This window comes from Pseudomonas sp. Irchel s3f19 (assembly GCF_900187555.1).
GTDB lineage: Bacteria > Pseudomonadota > Gammaproteobacteria > Pseudomonadales > Pseudomonadaceae > Aquipseudomonas > Aquipseudomonas capeferrum.
The window spans coordinates 220650-242806 of sequence record NZ_FYDW01000007.1 but is presented as its reverse complement, the minus strand read 5'-3'; the positions used below and the strand labels follow the sequence as shown (position 1 = coordinate 242806).

At 60.6% G+C, this 22157-nt stretch carries 19 protein-coding genes and 1 pseudogene; 11 read left to right on the top strand and 9 right to left on the bottom strand.

The features are described 5' to 3' along the window. Positions 1-442: 442 nt before the first annotated feature. The 4 genes from CKW22_RS18335 to CKW22_RS18320 form a co-directional block, all read right to left on the bottom strand. The gene (locus CKW22_RS18335; RefSeq protein WP_095064577.1) at positions 443-1576 is read right to left on the bottom strand and encodes an aminotransferase class V-fold PLP-dependent enzyme; all 1134 of its coding nucleotides are present in this window, start codon (positions 1574-1576) and stop codon (positions 443-445) included. A 259-nt stretch (positions 1577-1835) separates the two neighbouring features. After that, the gene (locus CKW22_RS18330) at positions 1836-2222 is read right to left on the bottom strand and encodes a nuclear transport factor 2 family protein (RefSeq protein WP_047583420.1); all 387 of its coding nucleotides are present in this window, start codon (positions 2220-2222) and stop codon (positions 1836-1838) included. A 139-nt stretch (positions 2223-2361) separates the two neighbouring features. Next, on the bottom strand, positions 2362-3465 hold the full coding sequence (locus CKW22_RS18325) for an alkene reductase (RefSeq protein WP_095064576.1): 1104 nt from the start codon (positions 3463-3465) through the stop codon (positions 2362-2364). Positions 3466-3528: 63 nt separating this feature from the next. Further along, a complete protein-coding gene (locus tag CKW22_RS18320) occupies positions 3529-4107 on the bottom strand; it encodes a TetR/AcrR family transcriptional regulator (RefSeq protein WP_033698640.1) in 579 nt (192 codons plus the stop codon). 315 nt (positions 4108-4422) lie between these two features. Here CKW22_RS18320 and CKW22_RS18315 point away from each other — a divergent pair, with 315 nt between their 5' ends. From CKW22_RS18315 to CKW22_RS28175, 3 genes and pseudogenes are all read left to right on the top strand, one after another. Next, positions 4423-5580, top strand: a complete 1158-nt coding sequence (locus CKW22_RS18315; RefSeq protein WP_033698641.1) for an HD-GYP domain-containing protein — start codon at positions 4423-4425, stop codon at positions 5578-5580. A 43-nt stretch (positions 5581-5623) separates the two neighbouring features. Further along, on the top strand, positions 5624-10015 hold the full coding sequence (locus CKW22_RS18310; protein ID WP_095064575.1) for a response regulator: 4392 nt from the start codon (positions 5624-5626) through the stop codon (positions 10013-10015). Then, a pseudogene (locus CKW22_RS28175) lies at positions 10016-10117 on the top strand (transporter); the annotation flags it as partial. 79 nt (positions 10118-10196) lie between these two features. Here the strand turns inward: CKW22_RS28175 and CKW22_RS18300 are convergent. Beyond that, positions 10197-11447: an MFS transporter gene (locus CKW22_RS18300; RefSeq protein ID WP_095064574.1), complete on the bottom strand. Its 1251-nt coding sequence runs from the start codon at positions 11445-11447 to the stop codon at positions 10197-10199. Between the two features lie 103 nt (positions 11448-11550). On the opposite strand from CKW22_RS18300, the gene CKW22_RS18295 reads away from it, so the two are divergent. After that, a complete protein-coding gene (locus tag CKW22_RS18295; protein ID WP_033698645.1) occupies positions 11551-12519 on the top strand; it encodes an AraC family transcriptional regulator in 969 nt (322 codons plus the stop codon). 271 nt (positions 12520-12790) lie between these two features. Continuing rightward, positions 12791-13270, top strand: coding sequence for a carboxymuconolactone decarboxylase family protein (locus CKW22_RS18290; protein WP_095064573.1), 480 nt, complete (start codon positions 12791-12793; stop codon positions 13268-13270). On the opposite strand, the gene CKW22_RS18285 is transcribed toward CKW22_RS18290, so the two are convergent. Next, positions 13263-14699 carry a PLP-dependent aminotransferase family protein gene (locus tag CKW22_RS18285; protein ID WP_033728313.1) on the bottom strand — a complete coding sequence of 479 codons (1437 nt, stop codon included), beginning with the start codon at positions 14697-14699 and terminating at the stop codon, positions 13263-13265. The two genes, CKW22_RS18290 and CKW22_RS18285, sit on opposite strands and share 8 nt — an antisense overlap. 90 nt (positions 14700-14789) lie before the next feature. Between CKW22_RS18285 and CKW22_RS18280 the strand changes: the two genes are divergently transcribed. The 5 genes from CKW22_RS18280 to CKW22_RS18260 all read left to right on the top strand — a co-directional run bounded on the left by CKW22_RS18280 (position 14790) and on the right by CKW22_RS18260 (position 18195). Next, positions 14790-15272 carry a GNAT family N-acetyltransferase gene (locus CKW22_RS18280; RefSeq protein ID WP_023532427.1) on the top strand — a complete coding sequence of 161 codons (483 nt, stop codon included), beginning with the start codon at positions 14790-14792 and terminating at the stop codon, positions 15270-15272. A gap of 30 nt (positions 15273-15302) precedes the next feature. Further along, positions 15303-15980 (top strand): FMN-dependent NADH-azoreductase, encoded by a 678-nt coding sequence (locus CKW22_RS18275; RefSeq protein ID WP_023532703.1) that lies wholly within the window; start codon positions 15303-15305, stop codon positions 15978-15980. A 110-nt stretch (positions 15981-16090) separates the two neighbouring features. Continuing rightward, the gene (locus tag CKW22_RS18270; RefSeq protein ID WP_023532827.1) at positions 16091-16540 is read left to right on the top strand and encodes a carboxymuconolactone decarboxylase family protein; all 450 of its coding nucleotides are present in this window, start codon (positions 16091-16093) and stop codon (positions 16538-16540) included. A gap of 343 nt (positions 16541-16883) precedes the next feature. After that, a complete protein-coding gene (locus CKW22_RS18265) occupies positions 16884-17588 on the top strand; it encodes an SDR family oxidoreductase (RefSeq protein ID WP_033698627.1) in 705 nt (234 codons plus the stop codon). 52 nt (positions 17589-17640) lie between these two features. Next, positions 17641-18195, top strand: coding sequence for a pyridoxamine 5'-phosphate oxidase family protein (locus tag CKW22_RS18260; protein ID WP_095064572.1), 555 nt, complete (start codon positions 17641-17643; stop codon positions 18193-18195). Positions 18196-18488: 293 nt separating this feature from the next. On the opposite strand, the gene CKW22_RS18255 is transcribed toward CKW22_RS18260, so the two are convergent. Both CKW22_RS18255 and CKW22_RS18250 read right to left on the bottom strand, forming a co-directional pair. Beyond that, positions 18489-19544 (bottom strand): LLM class oxidoreductase, encoded by a 1056-nt coding sequence (locus tag CKW22_RS18255; RefSeq protein ID WP_095064571.1) that lies wholly within the window; start codon positions 19542-19544, stop codon positions 18489-18491. Beyond that, positions 19541-20176 carry a glutathione S-transferase family protein gene (locus CKW22_RS18250; protein ID WP_095064570.1) on the bottom strand — a complete coding sequence of 212 codons (636 nt, stop codon included), beginning with the start codon at positions 20174-20176 and terminating at the stop codon, positions 19541-19543. Before CKW22_RS18250 ends, CKW22_RS18255 begins: the two co-directional genes overlap by 4 nt. Before the next feature lie 125 nt (positions 20177-20301). Here CKW22_RS18250 and CKW22_RS18245 point away from each other — a divergent pair, with 125 nt between their 5' ends. Next, positions 20302-21201 carry a LysR substrate-binding domain-containing protein gene (locus CKW22_RS18245; RefSeq protein WP_095064569.1) on the top strand — a complete coding sequence of 300 codons (900 nt, stop codon included), beginning with the start codon at positions 20302-20304 and terminating at the stop codon, positions 21199-21201. 11 nt (positions 21202-21212) lie between these two features. On the opposite strand, the gene CKW22_RS18240 is transcribed toward CKW22_RS18245, so the two are convergent. Further along, positions 21213-22124 (bottom strand): LysR family transcriptional regulator, encoded by a 912-nt coding sequence (locus CKW22_RS18240; RefSeq protein WP_047583414.1) that lies wholly within the window; start codon positions 22122-22124, stop codon positions 21213-21215. Between the last annotated feature and the right edge of the window lie 33 nt (positions 22125-22157).

The window sequence follows — 22157 nt, the reverse complement described above, 5'->3', positions numbered from 1 at the left end:
TTATCTCTGCGCGCAGGCGGGCATCCTGAGCGCCTTTGCGAAGTTTGATCCGGCGTAGCAGTTCCGACTTTTCAGTTTCGGAAAGGGTAATGACGGTTGCTGGTCGGCCCATGTCGATGCCCTTGGAGAGTTGGCTTCCACAGAGCCTAGCTCAGATTTTCAGCGGTATTTGTGAAACACCACACTAGGTACGGGGTCGCGTTTGAAGGGCAGCTATGGGTCGAAAGCGGCCAGCCGGGACCGGCTGCTCTCGACCCAAGGCGGACCTGACCCAAAGCTCTGTTGCCGGCGATGGGCCGCGAAACGGCCCCGGCATAAAGGTGACTGCTATGGGCCACTTCGCAGCTTGCTGCGCTCAACACTGCCGTACGAAGCGAATGCCGCTCCGTAACCCTGGCAGGCTACCTTCCTGAAATTCACCTTACGGTAGGAGGTTGATGGCTTAGTTCGCCATCACTTCCTCCAGTGCCTGCTCAAGGGTGCTGACCGTGCGCTCGATATTGTGCAGTTTTTCGAGCCCGAACAGGCCGATGCGGAAGGTCTGGAAGTCGGCCGGCTCGTCGCATTGCAACGGCACGCCGGCGGCTATCTGCAGGCCGTGAGCGGCAAACTTCTTGCCGCTCTTGATGTAGGCATCATCGGTGTAGCTGACCACGACGCCTGGGGCCTGGAAGCCGGCTGCGGCCACGCTCTTGAAACCTTTACCGGTCAACATGGCGCGCACCCGATCACCCAGCGCCTGTTGTTCGTCGCGGACCTTGTCGAAACCGTAGGCCTGCATCTCGTTCATCACGTCGTTGAATCGGGCGAGCGAATCGCTGGGCATGGTTGCATGGTAGGCGTGTCCGCCTTGTTCGTAGGCCTGCATGATCTGCAGCCACTTTTTCAGGTCGCAGGCAAAGCTGCTGCTCTGCGTGTGCTCGATGCGCTCGAGGGCCAATGCGCTGAGCATCACCAGGGCACAGCAAGGGGAGGCGCTCCAGCCTTTCTGCGGTGCGCTGATCAGCAGGTCGACTGCGCACTTTTGCATATCAACCCAAAGCGTGCCAGAGGCGATGCAGTCCAGCACGAACAGGCCACCCACCGCATGCACGGCGTCGCCGACGGCCCGCAGGTACTCGTCGGGCAGGATAATCCCTGACGAGGTTTCAACGTGGGGGGCGAAGACAATCTGAGGCTTGTGCGCCTGAATGGCCGCCAGCACTTCCTCCAGCGGCGGGGGCGCGTAGGCAGCCTGGCGCCCGGTGTCGACCGGTCGGGCTTTCAGCACCGTGGTGGCCGCCGGGATGTTGCCCGTATCAAGGATTTGGCTCCAGCGATAACTGAACCAGCCGTTGCGTATCACCAGGCATTGCTGGCCGGTGGCAAACTGTCGCGCTACCGACTCCATGCCGAATGTACCGCTGCCCGGCACTACCGCAACAGCTTCGGCGCCATAGACCTGTTTCAAGGTCTTGGAAATGTTCTTCATCACGCCCTGAAATGTCTGTGACATGTGATTGAGCGAGCGGTCGGTGTAGACCACCGAGTACTCGACCAGCCCCTCAGGATCAATACTGGGATAAAGCGTCGACATGGGGTGACTCCTTTGGCAGAGATGTCAGTGGTATCGACCCTGCCTCAAGCCCTGGCAAATGACAAGACTTGGCGCCTTACCCGAGTGGCCCAGATATCTGCCTCGGTTCGTGCATGTGATCATGGCGTAAGCACTACATTCGGCAATGGCAACGGTCTTGATGTTTTTGCTCATGGTTAGCTACCCAGGTGCTGGGAGACGCATGATGCGCCGAAAGACTGCCCGGTTTCGGAGGACCGGGAGCCCGGAAGCGCGCAGTTCAGGGCGCGATGTGGGTGTGGTAGATCTTGCTGACCACCGTCCACTTACCCTCGACTTTTAGTAAGTTGAAAAAGTCGGTGAAGCAGAAACCGGAGATATCGTTGGTGTCGATACGGGCGTTGGCGGCGGTGCCAACGATATCGATACTGACGATCACGCCCACAGCCTCGGGGGACGGGCGGAAAGGGGGGTTGTCGATGGTGTCGAACAGGCCTTGAATCGGCCCGCCGACCAGCTTGGCGTCAGCATCCACGCCAAAGATGGTCGCCTGCCCGCTGAAAGCTGGTTTCATGATGCTGCTATTGGCCTGTTTGCCGCCTTCGTTGTACCGGTTCAGCACTTCGACGATGGCTTTGTATTCCTGTACATAGGTGGGGTTGCTCATGGTGTTTTTCCCTGTTGTGAGATTTAGGAAGCGCCAGCCCGTTTACGCGAGAAGCAGCCCCGCAGTCGCCTGCACGAATGCCATGTCTCACGCCCAACTGGGCATCTGTGACGGATAACGCTGTACCACTGCGGGTGCTTCAGTAGTTGCCATTCGGCCAGTCGGTGTAGCCCTTGGCCCCACCGCCGTAATAGCTCTCTCTGGGAGCGGTGCTCAGTTCTGCACCATGGCGCAGGCGTTCAACCAGGTCTGGGTTGGAGATAAACAAGCGGCCGAAGGCCACTGCATCGATCCTGTTCTGAGCGCGGCGCTCGATGGCCATTTCCAGGTCGTAGTTGTTGTTACCGATATAGGGCCCTGCGAACAGGCCGCTGAGGGCATCCATATCAACGCCCGCAGGGATATCGCGGCTAGTCGCAGTGGCGCCTTCCACGAAATGCATGTAGGCCAGGTCGAGCTTGTTCAGCTCGGGCACCAAGTAACCGAACAGGCCCATGACGTTGCTGTCGGGAGGTGTGTTACCGGCGTCCGGGGTCACCGGTGAAAGTCGGATGCCGACCCGGTCGCTCCCCCATATCTCGATCATTGCGCGGGTGACTTCAAGGGTGAGGCGTGCTCGATTTTCGATCGAGCCACCGTACTGGTCGGTGCGCTGATTGGTAGAGTCACGCAGAAACTGATCGAGCAGGTAGCTGTTGGCAGAATGCACTTCCACGCCATCGAACCCCGCGTGCATGGCGTTTCGCGCGGCAACTCGGTATTGCTCGATAACACCGGCTATCTCGTCAGTTTCCAGCGCGCGCGGTGTGGACACTGGCACGAAACCGTCGACCGTGTAGGTATTGCCCTCGGCCCGGATCGCAGAGGGTGCTACCGGTGCCTGACCGTCAGGCTGCAGTTCGACGCTTGAGAAGCGGCCGACATGCCACAGCTGCAACACGATCTTGCCGCCTTTGGCATGCACAGCTTCGGTGACTTTCTTCCAGCCAGCCGTTTGTTCTGCGCTCCAGATACCGGGCGTCGCAGCGTAGCCACGGCCTTGGGCGCTGATGTTGGTCGCCTCGGCGATGATCAGGCCAGCGGAGGCGCGCTGAGCGTAGTAGGTAGCATGCAGTTCATTGGGCACGCCATCCTCGGCGTAACGGCTGCGCGTCACGGGTGCCATGACGATGCGGTTGGTGAGTTCGATGGCACCCATCCGGGTGGGTTCGAACAAGTCGGTACGGGTACTGTTATCAGTCATGAGTGGTTCCATCAAATTCATCTAAGTAGACCAGTCGTCTATTAATTGGTTAAAAAAAGCCGCTCAACCGAGCAGGCTTTTCGTCATGGCCAGCGCCGATTGGAAGGGTTGGGTAGAACGGTTCACCTTTGCCATCAACGATGCGCCCAACCACAGTTGATACAGCGACTCGGCCAGCGCCTTGCTGTCTTTGGTAACGATGCTGCCATCAGCGATACCACGCTCGATGCTATCGCTGATCAGCCTGATGATGCGGGACGTGCCTTTATCCAGCACGTGGCGCATCACTTCAGAAAGGTCGCAGACTTCAGCGCCGAGCTTGACCACCAGGCATTTGTTATCCACGGCCTCGTCATACTGGGTTTCGCTCCAGTACTGGAAGTACTTCAGAAGACTTTGCGCACCATTCGCCTGCTGCTTGAGGATCGGCTCGATACGGGACAGGTACTCGTCGAAGTAAACGTCGAGTAATGCCTGGCCAAATTCTTCCTTGGACTTGAAGTAGTGGTAGAACGAGCCCTTGGGTACTCCGGCCGTGCTCAACACCTCGTTGAGACCGACAGCCGTATAGCCTTTGTGGGTCATTAGTGCTCTGGCAACATCGAGGATGTGCTCACGCATTTCGTTGGCTGGTTTCTTCATGGTGAGCGAAGCCTAACGTAGATTAGACCAGTCGTCTACTGGTGTGGGCGGGGAGGCACGTTTTCCTTCTTGCATCAGCGACTGCTTTGAGTCGAAAGCGGTCTGTCGTGACCGGTAGCGATCGACCCAAAGCGGGTGTTCGCCGCAGGCATGCAATGCATCGCCAAACCCTTTAGACAAAGCCGCGGTTCGAAATGGATATAGCAACGCAGTCAACGACAGGCCGCGGCCAGCCAGCAAGTTTCACTGCTACGCTTTGCCAGGGGTCGATGCTGACTGCCCCTCTATTAATCGTCCAACAAGGGACCAACGGCAATGGATGGCATGCACTACATTTACCCATCAGCCACGGTTCTGGTGGTCGACGACACGCCCGACAACCTGATGCTGATCGCCGACTTGCTCAGGAATCGATATCGGGTCAAAGCAGCCAACAGTGGCGAGAAAGCATTGCGCCTACTGCAGGGCGACGCACTCCCCGACCTGATCCTGCTTGACATCATGATGCCGGGCTTGTCGGGCTACGATGTTGCCAAGCAGCTCAAGCGTGCCCCCCGTACCCGCAACATCCCGATCATTTTCCTGACCGCCATGGCTGCTGCCGAGGACGAAATTCGCGGGCTTGGCCTGGGGGCTGCCGACTACATCACCAAGCCGATCATCCCGCCTGTCCTCTTGGCCAGGGTTGAGACACAAATCAAGGTCAAGGCAGCTGCGGACTTCCTGCGCGACCAGAACGATTTCCTGGAGCAAGAAGTGCAGCGCCGCACCCGCGAGGTGACCGCCATCCAGGACGTCACCATCCACGCCATGGCATCGCTGGCTGAAACCCGCGACAACGAAACAGGCAACCACATCCGTCGCACTCAGCACTACGTCAAGTTGTTGGCCGAGCTGCTGCGCGAGCACCCGCGCTTTGGACACTTCCTCGATGAGGAAACCATCAAGCTGTTGTTCAAATCGGCACCACTTCACGATATCGGCAAGATTGGCATTCCTGATCGCATCCTGCTCAAACCAGGACGTTACACCGCCGAAGAGTTCGAAATAATGAAGACTCACACGACGTTGGGGCGCGATGCCATTCAGCACGCCGAGGACCAGCTGGGCATAACGGTCGACTTCCTTCAGTTGGCGAAGGAAATCGCCTATAGCCACCAGGAGAAATGGGATGGCAGCGGTTATCCGCAGGGCTTGGCGGGTGATGATATCCCCATCAGCGCTCGCTTGATGGCGCTGGCGGATGTCTACGATGCGCTGATCAGCCGCCGTGTTTACAAGCCAGGCATGCCCCACGCTCAGGCGGTGGAGATTATCCGCGAAGGCCGCGGCGCGCATTTTGACCCGGATATCTGCGACGCATTCCTTGCCCATTCCGAGCGCTTTCTGGCAATTGCAGCGCAGTTCGCCGACAGCGACCAGGATCTGGTCAAGCAGTTAGCTGAAGCCAAGTCTGTCGCTGAAAAGCATTAAGCCGTTTGTACCAATCTGCACGTCACACGAACTGAGGCGGTGTATGCACAGACTGTTTGAGCTGTTCGAGCGATTGTCTCTGCGCAGTAAATTGATTATCGGCTTTGCTGCGTTGTTGACACTTTTCCTGATGCTCGGCGTGCAGAGCCTGCGCACGCAGTTTTCGCTCAGGGGCGAGATGCAACAGCTCTACCAGCAGGATCTGGTCGGCATCCAGCATGTACAGGAAGTCCGGGTTCAGTTGCCACACCTGGTGCAGGCGCTTCAACGCGCGGTGGCAACGAGCAACGCCGAGACTCGCGTCAGTGCCAGGACGCAGATGGACATTGCGCAGCAGCGTCTGCAAGAGGCCCTTGCACAAGTGCGCCCGACGCTGCGGCGACAAAGCAGCGTCACCAGCCTGGTGGAGTTTGAAGTGGCGTTGCAGCGCCTGCAGAAACAAGGCGATGAAGCGCTTGAGTTGGTGGGCACCGGTCAATTGGGCAGGGCGCTGACCGTCCTCACGAGCCAGGCATTTATCGCACTTGAACAGGAGTGCGACGATCTGCTCATCCGGATAGAGAACAACAAGCAAGCGGATATTCATGATACGGCGAAGAGCCTAGCCGACTATGCGCAGCACAGCAGCGTACTCACTTACATACTGCTGCTGGGGGGCTCGACGCTGGCCTTGATGCTTGCCTGGCTGGTCAGCCGCTCAATCCGCGTACCGCTTAACCGTGTGCGCATAGCGGTGGACGAGCTGGCTTCCGGCAAGCTGGACAGCCAGATCCCTCACACCGACCTTAGCAACGAGACCGGTGACCTTGCCCGGGCAATCGCCACGCTGCAACTGGAGGCCCGCCAACTTGAAAGCCAGCGCTGGGTCAAAGGTCATGCTTCGTTGTTGCAGGTGGACCTGCTGCAGGCCCAAACCCCCTCGCAGCTAGCCCAGGCGTTTTTTTGCCGCATCGCCCCTCAGTTGGGCATCTGTCAGGGCGCGCTGTACGTGCTGTACGAGGAGGCGCCACGCCTGCAATTGCTCGGTGGCTACGCCGTGGACAGCGAGCGCCCATTGCGCGCTGAGGTTGAGTTAGGTGAAGGGCTACTGGGGCAGTGCGCCGTGGATCGCCAACCCCGACAGTTCACCGATTTGCCTGAGCCGTTCTGGCGGGTGCGCGCACAGTTGGGCGAGGCGTGCGCCAGCCTTCTGCTGGTTGAGCCGGTACTACGCGGAGAGCGCCTCCACGGGGTACTGGAAATGGCTGGTTTGCGCCCTCTGGAGCTGAACCAGGCGCTGTTGCTGCAAGAGGTATTGCCCATCCTCGCCGGGGCCATGGCCATTATGGAGCGCAGCGAGGCCGCCCAGGCACTGTTGCTGGAAACTCGCCGCCAGGCGGACGAGATGAGTGCCCAGGCTCTGCAATTGGAGCACCAGGCTCAAACGCTGGAGGCCCAGCAGGCAGCACTGCGTGAAACCGAGGCGTGGTACCGCGGCATTATCGAAGCGGCGCCCGATGGCATGTTGGTGCTGGGCGACGATGGCCACATTCTGATGACCAATCCGCAGATGGATGCCCTGTTTGGCTATGAACCGGGTGAGTTGATCGGCGCCAGCATTGAGCGGCTGGTACCGCATGCCGCCCGCGAACGGCATATCAAGCAGCGCGACGCGTTTCTTGCCAGTGGCGGCACCCGGCAGATGGGCGGGGACCAGGATGACCTGCGCGGCGTGCGCAAGGACGGTAGCCTGTTCTCTGTAGAAATAGGCCTGTCCCATCTACCGCGTCTTGAGGGGCGAGGCGTCTGTGTGTGTGCCTCGGTGCGTGACGTGAATGAGCGCAGGATGATGGAAGCCAGGCTGCGCACTGCGAGCGATCGATTGAACCTGGCCCAGGAGGCCGGCGACATCGGCTTGTTCGATGTCGATCTGGTCAGCGGGGAAAACTACTGGACGCCGCAGCTCGAAGCGATGTTTGGCCTTGAGCCAGGCGCCTTCGGTGGCACCGTGGAGCACTGGCAGGCGCTGCTGCATCCTGATGACGTCGCGCGCGTCAGCAGTACCTTCGAGCACGCCGTCCACAGTGGCGGTGATCGTTTAGAACTCGACTTTCGCATCGTGCGGCAAGATGATGGTGGGGTGCGCACCTTCAAATCGCTCAATCGCTTCTCGCGCACCCCTGACGGCAGGCCACTGCGCGCAACCGGCATCAATATCGATGTGACGGCTTTGGCGCAGGCACGCGCCGCCGCCGAGCAGGCTACTCAGGCCAAGAGCGAGTTTCTCGCCAATATGAGTCATGAAATCCGCACGCCCATGAACGCCATCATCGGTATGAGCCACCTGGCGCTGCTGACAGAGCTGGATAAGCGCCAGCGCAACTACATTGATAAAGTGCACCGTTCGGCGCAGAACCTGCTGGGGATCATCAACGACATCCTCGATTTCTCCAAGATCGAAGCCGGCAGGATGAGCCTTGAGCACACGCCTTTTCGCCTGGAGGATGTACTCGACAGTATCGCTGCCATGATCGGCCTGAAAACCGAGGGCAAGGGCTTGGAGTTGTTATTCCAGACCCCGCCCGATTTGCCTACCGCACTGCTTGGCGACTCACTGCGACTTGGCCAGGTGCTGATCAACCTGGGCAACAATGCTGCCAAGTTCACCGAGCGTGGCGAGATTGTAGTGGGCGTGGAGGCAGTCGACTCGCCTGAGGAGCACGTGCAGCTGCACTTCTGGGTACGCGACACAGGCATCGGCATGACCGCCGAGCAGTGCTCGCGCATGTTCCAGTCTTTCAGCCAGGCCGATAGCTCGACCACGCGCAAGTACGGCGGTACCGGCCTGGGCTTGTCCATTTCGAAGAAGTTGGTGGAGTTGATGGATGGCCGAATCTGGGTTGAAAGCGAGCTGGGGGTCGGCTCCACCTTTCATTTCCAGGTGCGCCTTGGTGTTCAGCCAGGTATCGAGCCGCGTCGCATGTTCAAGGCCGACGAATTACGGGGTATGCGAGTATTGGTGGTCGACGACAACGCCAGTGCTCGGCAGATCCTCTCGGGCATGGCGCGTAGCTTCGGCCTGGAAGTGGATGTAGCGCAGGATGGTGGTAACGCGCTGCGAATGCTGGCTAATGCCGAGCACAGGACGTTGCCCTACGATTTGGTACTAATGGATTGGCGCATGCCCGGAATGGACGGCATTGAAGCCATGAAACGTATGTATACCGCAAGCCTGAAGCATACCCCGTCGGTGATTATGGTCACTGCCTTTGGCCGCGAGGAAGCGCGCGAAGAAGCGCAACGTCAAGGCATGCCGTTGCCAGTGGTATTGACCAAACCGGTCACCCCATCTTCATTGCTGGAAGCCATTGGCGGGGTGCTGGGCACAGCACCGCAGGCCGATACTCGCGCTGGCGAGCGTGCGAAGCAGAGTGCAAACACGCTGTACAGCCTCAACGGCGCTCGGCTTCTCTTGGTGGAAGACAATGAACTGAACCAAGAGCTGGCCACTGAGCTGCTTGAAAGTGTCGGGATTCGTCTGCGTTTCGCTGTTCACGGCCAGGAGGCGTTAGATATTCTTGCCGAAGATGGCGACTTTGATGGCGTGCTTATGGATTGCCAGATGCCGGTGATGGATGGCTACACGGCCACTCAGCACATTCGTCAGCAGCCGCGGTTCGACGTTTTGCCGGTCATCGCCATGACCGCCAACGCCATGGACGGTGATCGAGAACGGGCGCTGAGCAGTGGCATGAACGACCACATATCCAAGCCGCTCGATGTCGATGTCATGTTCGCCACCCTGGCCAGGTGGATCAAGCCTCGCGCCGTGATTCCAGCGCTTGCCGAACCGCCCGGTGCAGGCCAGCCGAAAGAGCTGCCGGATCGCCTGGAGGGTATTGACCTGGAGAGCGGCCTGGCAACCTGCATGGGGCGGCGAGAGCTTTACCTGCGCTTGCTCTGCAATTTCCGCAACAACCAGTCCGATTTTGCCCAGCAGTTTCAGGCCGCACTGGCTGACTCCGACCCTGGCGCGGCGGCACGTGTGGCTCACAGCCTGCGAGGCACCGCCGGCAACCTCGGTGCCAGGGCCGTGGCGCAGGCCGCCGCTGCCTTGGAGCAGGCCTGTCAGAACGGTGATCCCGCTGCAGTGATACAGGCTAGGGCTGCCGCGGTTGAACGATGCCTGCTGCCGACACTATCTGCCCTGGCGGGTTTGGACGTACACACACCCACGCTGGGGGGGGAGGGCGTGCGGGACAGTAGTATGTTGAGCGAGCAATTGAGCAGGCTAAAAGGCTTGCTGGCTGAAAGCGACACGGCGGCCGTGAATGCGCTGGCCGAACTGCGCAAGCTGTCACTGGAGCAGGGCCTGGCGAAACGCCTGGCGCTGGTGACCGAACAGGTTGAACTTTTCGAGTTTGATCGGGCCCTGGAACTCTTGCAGGAACGATAGGTCACCCTCCAGGCTGGGCCGCGCTACTGGCTCGAATCACCGGATAATGGCCCAGAAGACTGGGGCTTTCGCTTTGCTGTGACGCTGTTGTTCCCGCGCTGATAAATCCCGCACATGCTGCCGGTGCTGCAGCATGGGTTAAGCCGTTTGGAAGCGGATCGGCGCTGCTTGGAGAGCTAAATCACAGGTGGAGTGCCGACCCGTTCAGTACAGCGCCATCTACCGAAGGCACTCGCACACGCAGTGCAATCAGCAACGCGGCCAGCAGCATCAGCACGGCCGCCGCCACGAATACGCCTGCGCTGCCACCGAGGCTGAACATTGCCCCACCCGCGGCTGCGCCTGTGGCGATGGCCGACTGTACAGACGCTACCACCATGCCCCCGGCGCTTTCCGCCTGGTCAGGGACCGCGCTGGCGACCCAGTTCGACCACGCCACCGGCACACCCCCAAAGGCCAGGCCCCAGACCGCCAGCAGTACGGCCTGCCCTGGCACCGACGCCGGCAACAGGACCAGCGCCAGTGCCGCAACGCCCACCAGCGCGGGCATCAACACCAGGGTGGCCAACGGGTGACGAGTCAGCATCCACCCGGCCACCAATGTGCCGACAAAATTAGCCACACCAAAACCCAGCAACATCAGCGACAGCCCCTGCGGGCCAATGCCGGTCGTACCTTCGAGGAATGGCCGAATATACGTGAACATCGCGAAGTGGCCGCTGTGCACCAGCACACAACCGAACATCCCCATAGCGATGCCTGGGCGCTGCAACACTTCAAGCACCGTGCGCAGGCGTGCCGGCCGACGTGGCGCAAGGCTCGGCAGCGTGAGTGACTGAAAAGCCAGGGTCACCACCCCCACCGCGGCCGCTGCAAAGAACGCGCTGCGCCAGCCATATAGCCCGCCCAGATAACTACCCAGCGGGACCGCAACCACCGTCCCGATGGCGATGCCGCTGAAAATGATCGAGAGCGCGCGCGGCAACAAAGCCCCCGGCACCAAGCGCATCGCCACCGCCGCCGCCATGCTCCAAAACCCGCCAAGTGCGATGCCCAGCAAGATACGCATCAACAACAGCACCGCGAAACTGGAGGAAACGGCGACCAACAGATTGGACGCGATCATCAACGTGGAAAAACCCAGCAACACCCAGCGGCGATCGATACTGCGAGTCAGGCCTGGCACCAACAGGCCGGCGAATAGCGCCACCACGGCTGTCACCGTTACCGCTTGGCCAGCCAGCGCTTCGGATACCCCCAGCTCGGTCGCCATCGGCGTCAACAGGCTGGCCGGAAGGTACTCAGCGGTCAGCAAGCCAAACACGCCCATGGCCAACGAGAATACGGCCATCCACGCGGGGGGGGCAGGTTCTGCATCCGGCCCGGCGCCGGGACGGCTGTCGGGTACGGCATTGCATACAAGGTCAGTCATTGCATGGATCTCCCAATCTTCAATTGCGACCCGTAGTCTAGGCGCGAGAATCCGGATGATCTATGATCGAAAAACTCAATTTTTTGACCAAAACACCTGAGCAATGTCGACAGACCAATTTGCCCTTTCTTCCGACCTCATCAACGAACTGTTGCGCGGCATGCGCCTGCGCGGTGTCGACTACCGGCGTATCCAGGCGGGCCCGGCCTTCGGCTTGGGCTTCGCTGCCAAACCCGGGCATGCCTGGTTCCACTTCCTGGCGGTCGGCAACGCGGTGCTGCGTATGGAAGACGGGACAACGTATGCGCTGTGCGCCGGTAACGCCGTCTTCATCTCCCATGGCGCGGCCCATCAATTGCTCTCGCATACGCACGTGCCCGTGCAGGACATCGACCTTCTGGGCGGCGAGCCTCTGGGCGACACCGTCAGCGCGGTGGCCACCGGAACCGATGCCGGCCCCATGCCGACCACGCTTTTGTTCAGTGGATGCATGGAATTCGAATTGGGCAGCCTCCATGGCCTTGGCAAGCTGATGCCGGGCCTGATGCTGATTGATGCCGGCGGCCAGCGTTACCCCGGGCTGGTGCCTATTCTCACCACCATGGAGCGCGAGGTCAGCGCCGCACGCGTCGGCTTCGCCGGCATCCTCGCGCGATTGGCCGACGTGGTCGCCGCGATGGTCGTTCGTGGTTGGGTCGAGTGCGCCTGCGGCAACGCCTCCGGCCTGGTTGCCGCCCTGCGCGATCCGCGGCTGGCAGGTGCACTTCTGGCGCTGCATCAACAACCGGGCCGCGACTGGACCGTCGAGCAGTTGGCGGAGCAATGCAATACGTCCCGCTCGGTCTTTGCGGAGCGTTTTCAATTGACGATTGGCATGACCCCGCTGCGCTACGTCACCGAAGTGCGAATGCGGCTTGCCAGCCAGTGGCTGACGCTGGAAAGGGTGCCGATTGAAGAGGTCGCGCAGCGTTTGGGCTATACGTCTCAGGCGGCGTTCAGTCGGGCGTTCAAGCGTGTTACGGGTAAGACGCCTGGGTCGAGTCGCAGGTTGAGGCAGTCCGCTGCCACCTGAAACTGAGTGGAATTAGTGGGGGGGCATAATGGGCGGCGTTGGGTCGAAAAGCCGCCTTCCACGAACGGCAGCTTTCGACCCATTGCGGCCATTCGCGGAGGGCAATGAACGGCCTATAGCGCCCCTTCGACCATACCGCTCGATGGGTGTTCATGGCGTACTTCGATACAGACATGGCCTAGTTCGAAGCTACCATCTTGGCCCTGTGGGGCTATTCCAAGCGTTGCTACAGTGGGCTCCAACAAACTCCACCCACTGCGAGCAACTACCCATGAACAACCGCCTTGATTACTTCAAGCTGTCTCCCCAAGCGTCCAACAAACTGGTGGAACTCACCCTACAACTGAGCAAGAAACCGCCACTGGCCGATCTTGCCCACCTGATCATGTTGCGCGCTTCGCAGCTCAACGGCTGTGCGTTCTGCGTGGATATGCATGTGAAAGAGGCCAAGATCCATGGCGAGCGCGAGCTGCGTCTTCACCACGTGGCCGTATGGCGTGAGTCAGGGCTGTTTTCGCCAGTAGAGCGGGCGGCGCTGGAGTGGACTGAAGCCCTAACCCAACTGCCGCCTCATGGTATCTCCAACAGCCTGTATGCGAGTGCGCTTGAGCAGTGTTCCGAGCAGGAGCTGTCGGATTTGTCGTTCCTAATCGTCGCCATCAATGGCTGGAATCGCCTCAATGTGGCCTTCCAGGCGATCCCCGGCTCGTCCGATGAGCTGTTCGGCCTGAACAAGGCCAACCTCAACTGAGTAACTTGCTGATCAACGCGCCAAGCTGCTCGCCTGGAGCCGTCGTGGCGCAGTTGGTAAAACTCAGGAGCAGACCTGACTGACGCTGCGATGACGCAGCCCAGCGCGACAACGCTTGTACCGACATACCCCTGGCCAGCACCTGCTCGGCCAGGGCGGTGTCGCTTACGTCCTCCGGCAAACGCAGTACTAAGTGCATGCCGCCTGGCGAGCGTTCCACCTGCAGACCCTTCGGCAAACTCCGGTCCAGTGCTTCGATGGTCAATGCCCGTCGCTCGTTGTAGAGGCGGCGCATGCGTTGGATATGCCGAGCGAAGTGTCCCTCGGCAACGAACTCCGCCACCAAAGCCTGGGTAATTGACGGTGACCCGGCAGCAAACAAGGCCCGGCCGACGCGCTCGAACGCTGCCACCTGCGCCTGCGGCACCACCAGATAAGCCAGGCGAATACCGGGAAACAGCACCTTGCTGAAGGTGCCGGCATACAGCACGCGCCCATGGCGATCCAAGCTGGCCAGCGCTGGAAGTGGACGGCTGACGTAGCGGTACTCGCCGTCGTAATCGTCCTCGACAATCCAGCCACCGGTGCGGGCAGCCCAATCGAGTAGCAGTTGCCGGCGTGGCAGCGACAGTGCCATCGACAGCGGGCTCTGATGCCCTGGTGTCACCATGACGACCTGAGCAGTCCGAGAACCCGCGATGGCGTGTTCTACGTTCATGCCTTCGGCATCAACCGGCACCGCTTCCAGGTCCAGGCCGAACTGGCGAAGCACCTGGCGCGTAGTGGGATAGCCCGGGTCTTCCACCCAGGCGCACTCGCCTGGCTGCAACAGGGTATGTGCGACTAAGGACAGGCTATTGCGCCAACCGCTGGTGATAAACACCTGATGGGCACCGCAATCGATACCTCGGGACACCTGCAGATACGAAGCAATGGCGCTGCGCAACGCTGCCAGGCCGTGGGGTGCCGGATAGTCCAGATCTCCAAGACGCATCCCACGGAGATACCGAGCACCGAGACGCGCCCATATCTTGCGCGGAAATGCATCCAGCGCCGGTACCCCCATCTGGAACGGCAACAGCTGCGGTGGACGCCAGAGCGAATCAGGTGCGTCTTCGATCACTTGGCTGCTGACTGGTAATGCGGTGGCCTCCGACACGGGCTTCTGCAGTTCAGGATTGATTACGGTGCCTTTCTGCCCGAGCGCCAGGAGGTAACCCTCGCTGGCCAGCAGCGAATAGGCCAATTCGACGGTGCCACGGGCCACCCCCAGCTCCTTGGCCATGGCGCGCGCCGACGGCAAGCGGTCACCGGGGGACAACGTGCCTGCGGCAACGGCGGCCAGTACGCGGTCGTACAGTTGACGATACAGAGGCAAGGCAGACTGCTCTTCCAAGGGAGCAAAAGGCGGCTTGGGGGAGGTCATCATGGCCTAGTTCATATCCCATTTCTTGGCTCAATCAAGTGGGTCAATGGTAGTCCAATATAGCGCCATCACCTACTCATGAGGGCAACTCCCATGACATCCCCTTTGCACAACTTCATACCCAGCGTGCTCGACCTGGCCGACACGTCCCTGCGCCCCCTGGACAGCACCCATGACCTCTGCAGCGCATTCCCGGTAATGCAGCAATTGCGCCCTCATCTGACGAGCGAAGCTGACTTCGTCAGCCGCATCGAGCGTATGCGCGTTGAAGGCTATCGCCTGATTGGTGCTTATGACTTAGGCGTTCTTGTGGCACTGGCTGGTTACCGCTTACAGGAAAACCTGGTCTACGGCGCATTCCTGTATGTCGATGACCTTGTAACCGCCGAGGCTCAGCGGGGAGGTCAGTGGGGCTCGCGCTTATTGCAAGCCTTGGAGCGACTGGCCCGCGCCAGCGGTTGTGCACGCCTGGTGCTCGACACGGGTTTGGCCAACGCCCGCGCGCAACGCTTCTACTTCCGTGAAGGCCTGTTGACGGGTGCACTGCGCTTTCAGAAACAGTTCGATACGCCATAACCCGCACGCACATCCAAGGAGGCGAACCTCATGACATCGTCACAACAGCCACTTGCTCCTTTGCGCATTCTTCGCCTGGTCGCCAGCCCCAATGCAGAGGATTCGGAAAGTCTGAAACTGTCCCAGCAGATCCTGTTTGCCTTGGCCAGTCAGGCCGGCAGAAGGGGTATCCAGTTGACCGATTTAGACCTCAACTCCTTGGCCCCAGTCGATGCGCCTTACGCCCAGGCGTTAGCCAATCAGCGCGTAGTCATAGCAAGCGGTCAGGAGGGTACGTTGAGCCGTTCCGACGAGTTGATCGACCAACTGCAGGCATGCGACGTACTGCTGATTGCCACGCCGATGCACAACTACAGCGTGCCCGCCCCACTCAAGATGTGGATCGACCAGGTGGTACGCGTGGGCAAAACGTTTCTGGGCACCGCCAAAGGCAAAGTCGGATCGCTGACGGATCGTCCGGTTTACGTCGCAATAGCTTGCGGGGGCTACATCAGCGGCCAGCATGCCCGTCAACCCGACTTTCTGCGACCCTACCTGTCCGCCGTCCTCGCCACCATCGGTCTCAATCACGTGTACTACTTCACCGTTGAAGGTACCGCCAAGGGTGTGGAGTCACTGAATACTGGGAGGGAAACAGGGTACGGTGAGGTGCAGACGTTCTTTGGTAGGGATAGCCATGGTGTGGATCAAGTCTGCAGCCCGCTTTAAGAACATCATCGAATTCAAGCGTATAGGTTTGCACATTAGCTGGGCGGTGTGCCGTCAAGCGGCAATCCGCATGTCACCCTCTTCATTGCTCAAAGACAGGAAAAGAAATCATGAGTCGACTCAATTGGTTTGAAGCTTCGCCTGGTGCAGCCAAGGCCCTTGGCGGGCTGCATCATTTCGTGACCACCGCGACAAATTTGCCAGCCCCGTTGATTCACCTCGTGTTTCTCAGGGTGTCTCAAATCAACGGCTGCGCCCATTGCATCGATCTGCACTCACGCGATCTGATCAAAGCAGGTATTTCAGTGGACAAAGTGCTGTTAGTACCAGTATGGCATGAAGCGCACTATTTGTTCTCGGATCAGGAGCGCTCAGCATTGGCCTGGGCAGAAGAAGTCACGCGGGTAAGCGAGACACATGTATCCGACGAAGCTTACGCAGCAGCATCGGCAATGTTTGCCGAAAAGGACCTTGTCGACCTGACAGCGGCCATTGCCGCAATGAACGCTTTTAACCGTATGGGCGTCAGCTTCCGACTCAAACCTGCCGCTAAAACGTGATGACCTATGACTCAACATGCAAACGCAGTACTTCAGAGACCGCCCTAGTATTGCCTACAGTCTGTTTCAGGCCTTTGCGGCCCCTTCTGAACGACGGGTATGAGCCGAAAGCAGTCTCTGACGGACGTCCGCAATGGGTCGATAACGGCCCGTCATGCACGCCAATCGGCCCGCAAAATACCGTAATCGACACGCGCGGACTCAAGGGCTTGTTCCAATGACAACAGGCGAGGCTATAGATTATCTACTGACATGAACAAGCGTTGCTGTCTCTCTGAGCGGTGCTGAGCGGTGCTAGTCTCATTTCACCAACCACCCATCCACGCCTCACTCAGGAGGATGTATGTCAGTAGAAAAAGTAGCAATAGTCACTGCCGGTGGTAGCGGCATGGGAGCGGCAGCAGCACGTAGACTGGCTGCCGACGGCTTCAAGGTCGGTATTCTTTCTTCCTCTGGCAAGGGGGAGGCCCTGGCGCAAGCGTTAGGCGGTATCGGCGTAACCGGCAGTAACCAGTCAAACGAAGATCTGCAGCGCCTCGTCGATGCAGTCATTCAGAAATGGGGCCGTATCGATGTGTTGGTTAACAGCGCCGGCCATGGCCCGCGGGCACCGATCCTTGAGATCAGCGACGAAGACTGGCACCTGGGTATGGAGACCTACCTGCTCAACGTCATTCGCCCTACGCGATTGGTGACGCCGTACATGCAGCGCCAGAACGGCGGTGCAATAATCAACATTTCTACTGCATGGGTGTTCGAACCAAGCGAACTCTTCCCTACCTCGGCAGTTTTCCGTGCCGGTTTGGCGTCGTTCAGCAAAATCTTTGCTGACAAGTACGCCGCTGACAACATTCGCATTAATAACGTGCTGCCGGGTTGGATCGACAGTCTCCCTGCTACCGAGCAGCGTCGAGAAGGTGTGCCACTTAAGCGCTATGGCACGAGTGAGGAGATTGCCGCCACTATCGCCTTCCTGGCGAGCGAAGGGGCAGCCTACATTACCGGCCAGAACATCAAGGTCGACGGCGGCCTTACCCGCAGCGTCTGAGCCTCCGGGCCGCACCCCGTTCGCGGCCCTTTTTCATTTTTGGGCGATTGCCATGCTTGATCTGATATTGACCAAGGTATGGTCGGATTTATCTCTACCTGTTGGCGGTATTCCCAATCCCTTTCGCTTGATGCAACTGGCAACCGTCAATGCTGAAGGGCAACCCAAGGTAAGCACTGTGGTCTTGCGCCATGCGGATGAATCTACGCAGTCGATCATCTTTTATGCGGACAAGCGGTCGGCAAAATGCGCGGAGATACTTGCCGAACCTAGAGTCGGCATAACCTCCGTCGACCCATCCGGCAAGCTTCAGCTGCGGATGAAAGGCCGAGGTGAACCTGTGTCGGATGTTTCGTTACTTACCAAGCACTGGGAGCAGGCACGAGGAAGAACTCAAGCACTCTTTCGCCATGGAAGCATCCCCGGTGAGGCGATCTCTGCACCTTCATCAGCCTATGAAACGCACCTGGAGGGTTTCGAAAACTTCGCGTTAGTGACTGTCCACCTGAGAAAAATTGAGTGGCTCGACCTTACCCAGGATATCCACCAGCGGGCACGCTTCATTCTGCAAGGCGAACATTGGCAGGCGGGTTGGATCGCGCCCTAAGACAGGATCAATTTTGATGAGCAGAATGGGGCAGGGCAAATAGCTGGCCAAGGCAGCTGATCTCGTTGTGCGATGTTTGGAAAGTCGAAAGCAGCCACTCGCGATTGGCCACGTTCGACCCTAAGCTGACAGCTCCCCAGTCGCACAGCAGTTCGATGTCAGGCAAGTCACTTGTGTCAGCTGCTCATGCCAATACCCCGCAGCCGAGACGCTGCAGGTTCGCGCGCAGCCGATGCGCTGCACACGCACATTGCCGATTCATTGCGCGACCCACTGTGCAACTGAGCAGCGCGCTACCAGTCCTGCGAATGCGGTGCTGGCCCTGCCAGCGCCGGAAACAGCGGCAGTACCTCTTCTGCCAGTTCCTGAAGGATGTCCTGGGCCGGGCGCCGCGCCATCTGCACCCCCAATGCTGCATGGTTGACCCCGGCCTCGCGCCACTCGCCGAGCAGGTCGATCAACCCGTTGCGCCCGGTGCGCAGCACGTAGCCGCCTTGCAGCGGTGTACGCGGGAAGTTCGGGTCGTCGTCCAGGTCGATCCATTCGTTGGTCATGTGCGGGCGGAAACCACCGCCCGGTATCGCTGCGCGCCAGGCGCGGATTTTTTCGGCCAACCGTCGTGGTCCAAGCACGTTATGGGTGGCGTCGGGGTAAGTGAGCCAGCCATCGGCGTGTTCGCCCAGCCACTGCAGGCTTTGGCGTGACGAGCCGGTCACCACCAGTGGGATGCGCCCTGACACTGGCCTTGGCAGCAGCCGGGCGCTGCCGAGTTGCCCCAGCGGCGACTGGATCGGCCCAGGGTGCTCGGCCAACAGTTGCCGGAAGTAGTCCACGCTTTGCGCAAAGCGCTCGCCGCGGCTGTCGTGGTCCAAGCCATAGGCTGGAAACTCCACGGGCCGGTCGCCCGAGGCGATGCCCAGCACCAGGCGCCCACCCGACAGGGTATCGAGGGTGGCAGCGGCCTTGGCCAAGTCGATCGGGTGGCGCAAGGCGAAGATCGCGCTGCCGGTCACCAGGGCAATGCGCTGAGTCTGCGCGGCCAGGTAGGCCAGGTAGGTGAACGGGTCGAATACCTGCCCGGCGTCACCGAAGGTCGGGTCGAACAAGGGCACATCACGCACCCAGGCGGCGGCAAAGCCCAGGCGGTCGATGTCGCCGACCAGCCGTGCCTGCCCGGCCAGTGCCTGCATGTTGCCGTCGTAGAAACGCAGCGGCATGAAGATGCCCAAGGTCAGTTGATCGGGCGCGAACATGCGCCGGTAGCCGGGGTGCTGGGCGAAGGCGCTGGCGTTGGCGCCGCAGGTGGGAGTTGTAGGGTTCACGGCCGTTCCTTGATTGAGCGATTTCATGGGCCAGTGGCCGGGGCGGGCAGGCGGATACCCCGTTGCACGGCGGGGCGTTGCTCGACCAGGCGGTACCAGCGGGTCAGGTGGCGGTGGGGGCTGAAGTCGAAGCCCACCAGGGCGGCGATGTGCAGCCAGGCGAAGGTCGCGATGTCTGCGATCGAATAGCGCTCTCCGGCCAGCCATGGCTGGGTGGCAAGCTGCTGGTCGAGGACGCTGAAGGTGCCTTCGGTAAGGCTGCGGTAGCGCTTGAGCGCCGCAGGGTTGGGCGTGGCCTCGAAGCATTCGAAGTGCACGCGCTGGCCGAGCAGCGGCCCCATGCTGGCGCTGTGGTACATCAACCAAGTGATCGCCGCCCAGCGCGGCTGCGGCGCGGGGTCGAGCAATTGGCCGCTGAGCTGTGCCAGGTACAGCAAGATGGCAGCAGACTCGAACAGCACGATGTTGGCAGCATGGTCGACCAAGACCGGGATGCGGCCTGCCGGGTTGAGCGCGAGAAAGCCTGGTTGCAAATGCTCACCGTGCTCGATGCGAACATGCTCCAGGCGATAGGGCAGGCCCATCTCTTCGAGAGCGATGGTGGCTTTGAAGCCGTTGGGCGAGCTGTCGGTGTACAGCACCAGTGAGGGATCATGCATGTCGAATAACCTCAGGAAAACTAACGCAAGTTGTTTGGCCTGAGCGCTATGCTATGCAGATCGAGCGCGATACTAAAACGATTGCTTCTTGTGCCAGCGTTAGTTTTTCTAAATCGAGGAATTCCATGGGTGCCGTTCTGCCACTGCTTGCCTTGCGCGCCTTCAGCGAAACCACCCGCCTGGGCAGCCTGAAGGCTGCCGCCGAGCGCATGGGGGTTACGCCGGGAGCCATCAGCCAGCAGATTCGCCTACTGGAGGACCGCCTCGGCGTCACCCTGCTGACACGCAGCCGCCATGGCGTGCAGCTCACCGAGGCCGGGGCGGGCCTGTACCCCGGCGTTTCGCGCGGTTTCGGCGAAATCGAGAGCGCCTTGCTCGACCTTGAAGCGTTGGCACGGGCCAGCACCCTCACCATCAGCACGCAACCTTCCTTCGCGTCCAGCTGGCTGGTGCCGCGCCTCAGTAGCTTCAGCGCGCTGCACCCTGGTATCGAGGTTCGTGTCGAGGCCACCGCGGCACTGGTCGACCTGCAGCGTGAGCGTGTCGACATTGCCCTGCGCCATGGCCTGGGCGACTACCCGGGGCTGCAGTCGATGCCTTTGCTGGCGCCCGTGCTGCTACCCGTTTGCAGCCCGGCGCTGCTCGCCAGTGGGCCGGCACTGGATGAACCCGTAGATTGCCTGCAGTACCCGCTGCTGCAGGATGCCGACCGTGCCGACTGGACGCTGTGGTTGCAGGCCCACGGCTTCGAGCCTGACAGCCGCAGCCGGCGTGGGCCAAGCTTTGACGAGGAGCTGCTGTTGCTGCGCGCGGCCGCGAGCGGTCAAGGCATCGCCCTGGTCCAGGCGCAGCATGCCGAGGACGGGCTGCGTGACGGCAGCCTGGTAGTGGCCGTGGATCGGCCCTGGCCGTCACGCTTTGCCTACTACCTGGTCGCCCGCAAGGAGCAGTTGAAGCGGCCCCAGGTGCGTGCCTTCATCGACTGGATCGAGGGGCAGCTTGCGGGAAGCCGTAGTACAGGGTAAGCCGAGCGTGGTCAGACGCCAGCCTGGTGGATGCAGGTGTTCAGGTCTTCAAGAAACGCCCGCAGGATCGGTGGCGGCGACACGCCGCGCCGGGTGATTACATCGAAGGGGGAGGTCAGGTCCAGTGTGCTGGCGCCGAGGCGGCGCATTTCGCCGGTCTTGACCCACTGCTCGGCGAAGTGCACGGGCAGGAAACCGATGTAGGCGCCGGAAATGATCAGGATCGCCGCTGCCTCGATGTTCTCCACGGTTGCGGCGGCCTTGCTGATGCCCAATTGCTCCAGGTCGTACTGCTGCATGTAGCCACGCACGACGATGTGGCACTGGCGAACTTCTTCAAGCAGGCGGCCGTTGGCCGCCTTGCTGGCATACAGCGGATGGCGGCGGCCACAGTAGAGCCCCAGGGCTTCGTCGTACAGCGGCAGGTACGACAGCCCCGGCACGCGCAACGGGAAGTGGCCGATGGCCAGGTGCAGCCGGCTGTCCAGTACCCGCTCTTCGAGCTCCGCCGGGGCGCCGATGTAAATGTGCAGGTGGGCATCGTGCCCGCGTGAGACAAAGCGCTGGGTGGTGCGCGGCAGGGGCGAGGCGTTGTCGGTCAGGGTGGAGTCGATGATGCCCAGGTTGAGCTTGCCGCTGATGTGCTGCTTGAGCACGTCGGCATCCATGCAGAAACTCTCCACCGCGCTTAGCAGGCGCAAGGTGGCCTCATGGATGGCCACGCCCTGTTCGGTCAGGCGAAAGCCGCTGCGCCCGCGCTGGCAAAGCTTGACCCCCAGGCGGGTTTCCAGGTGCGTCATCTGTTCGCTGATGGTCGACTGGCCGGCGTTGAGTGCTGCCTGCGCGGCGGAAAAGCCCCCGCACCTGACGATGGTGGTGAACACCCTGAGAAGCTTCAGATCGACATCGTGGAGCTGGATCACTGTGGCCTCCTGGCGGTGCTTCACATCGCTGCG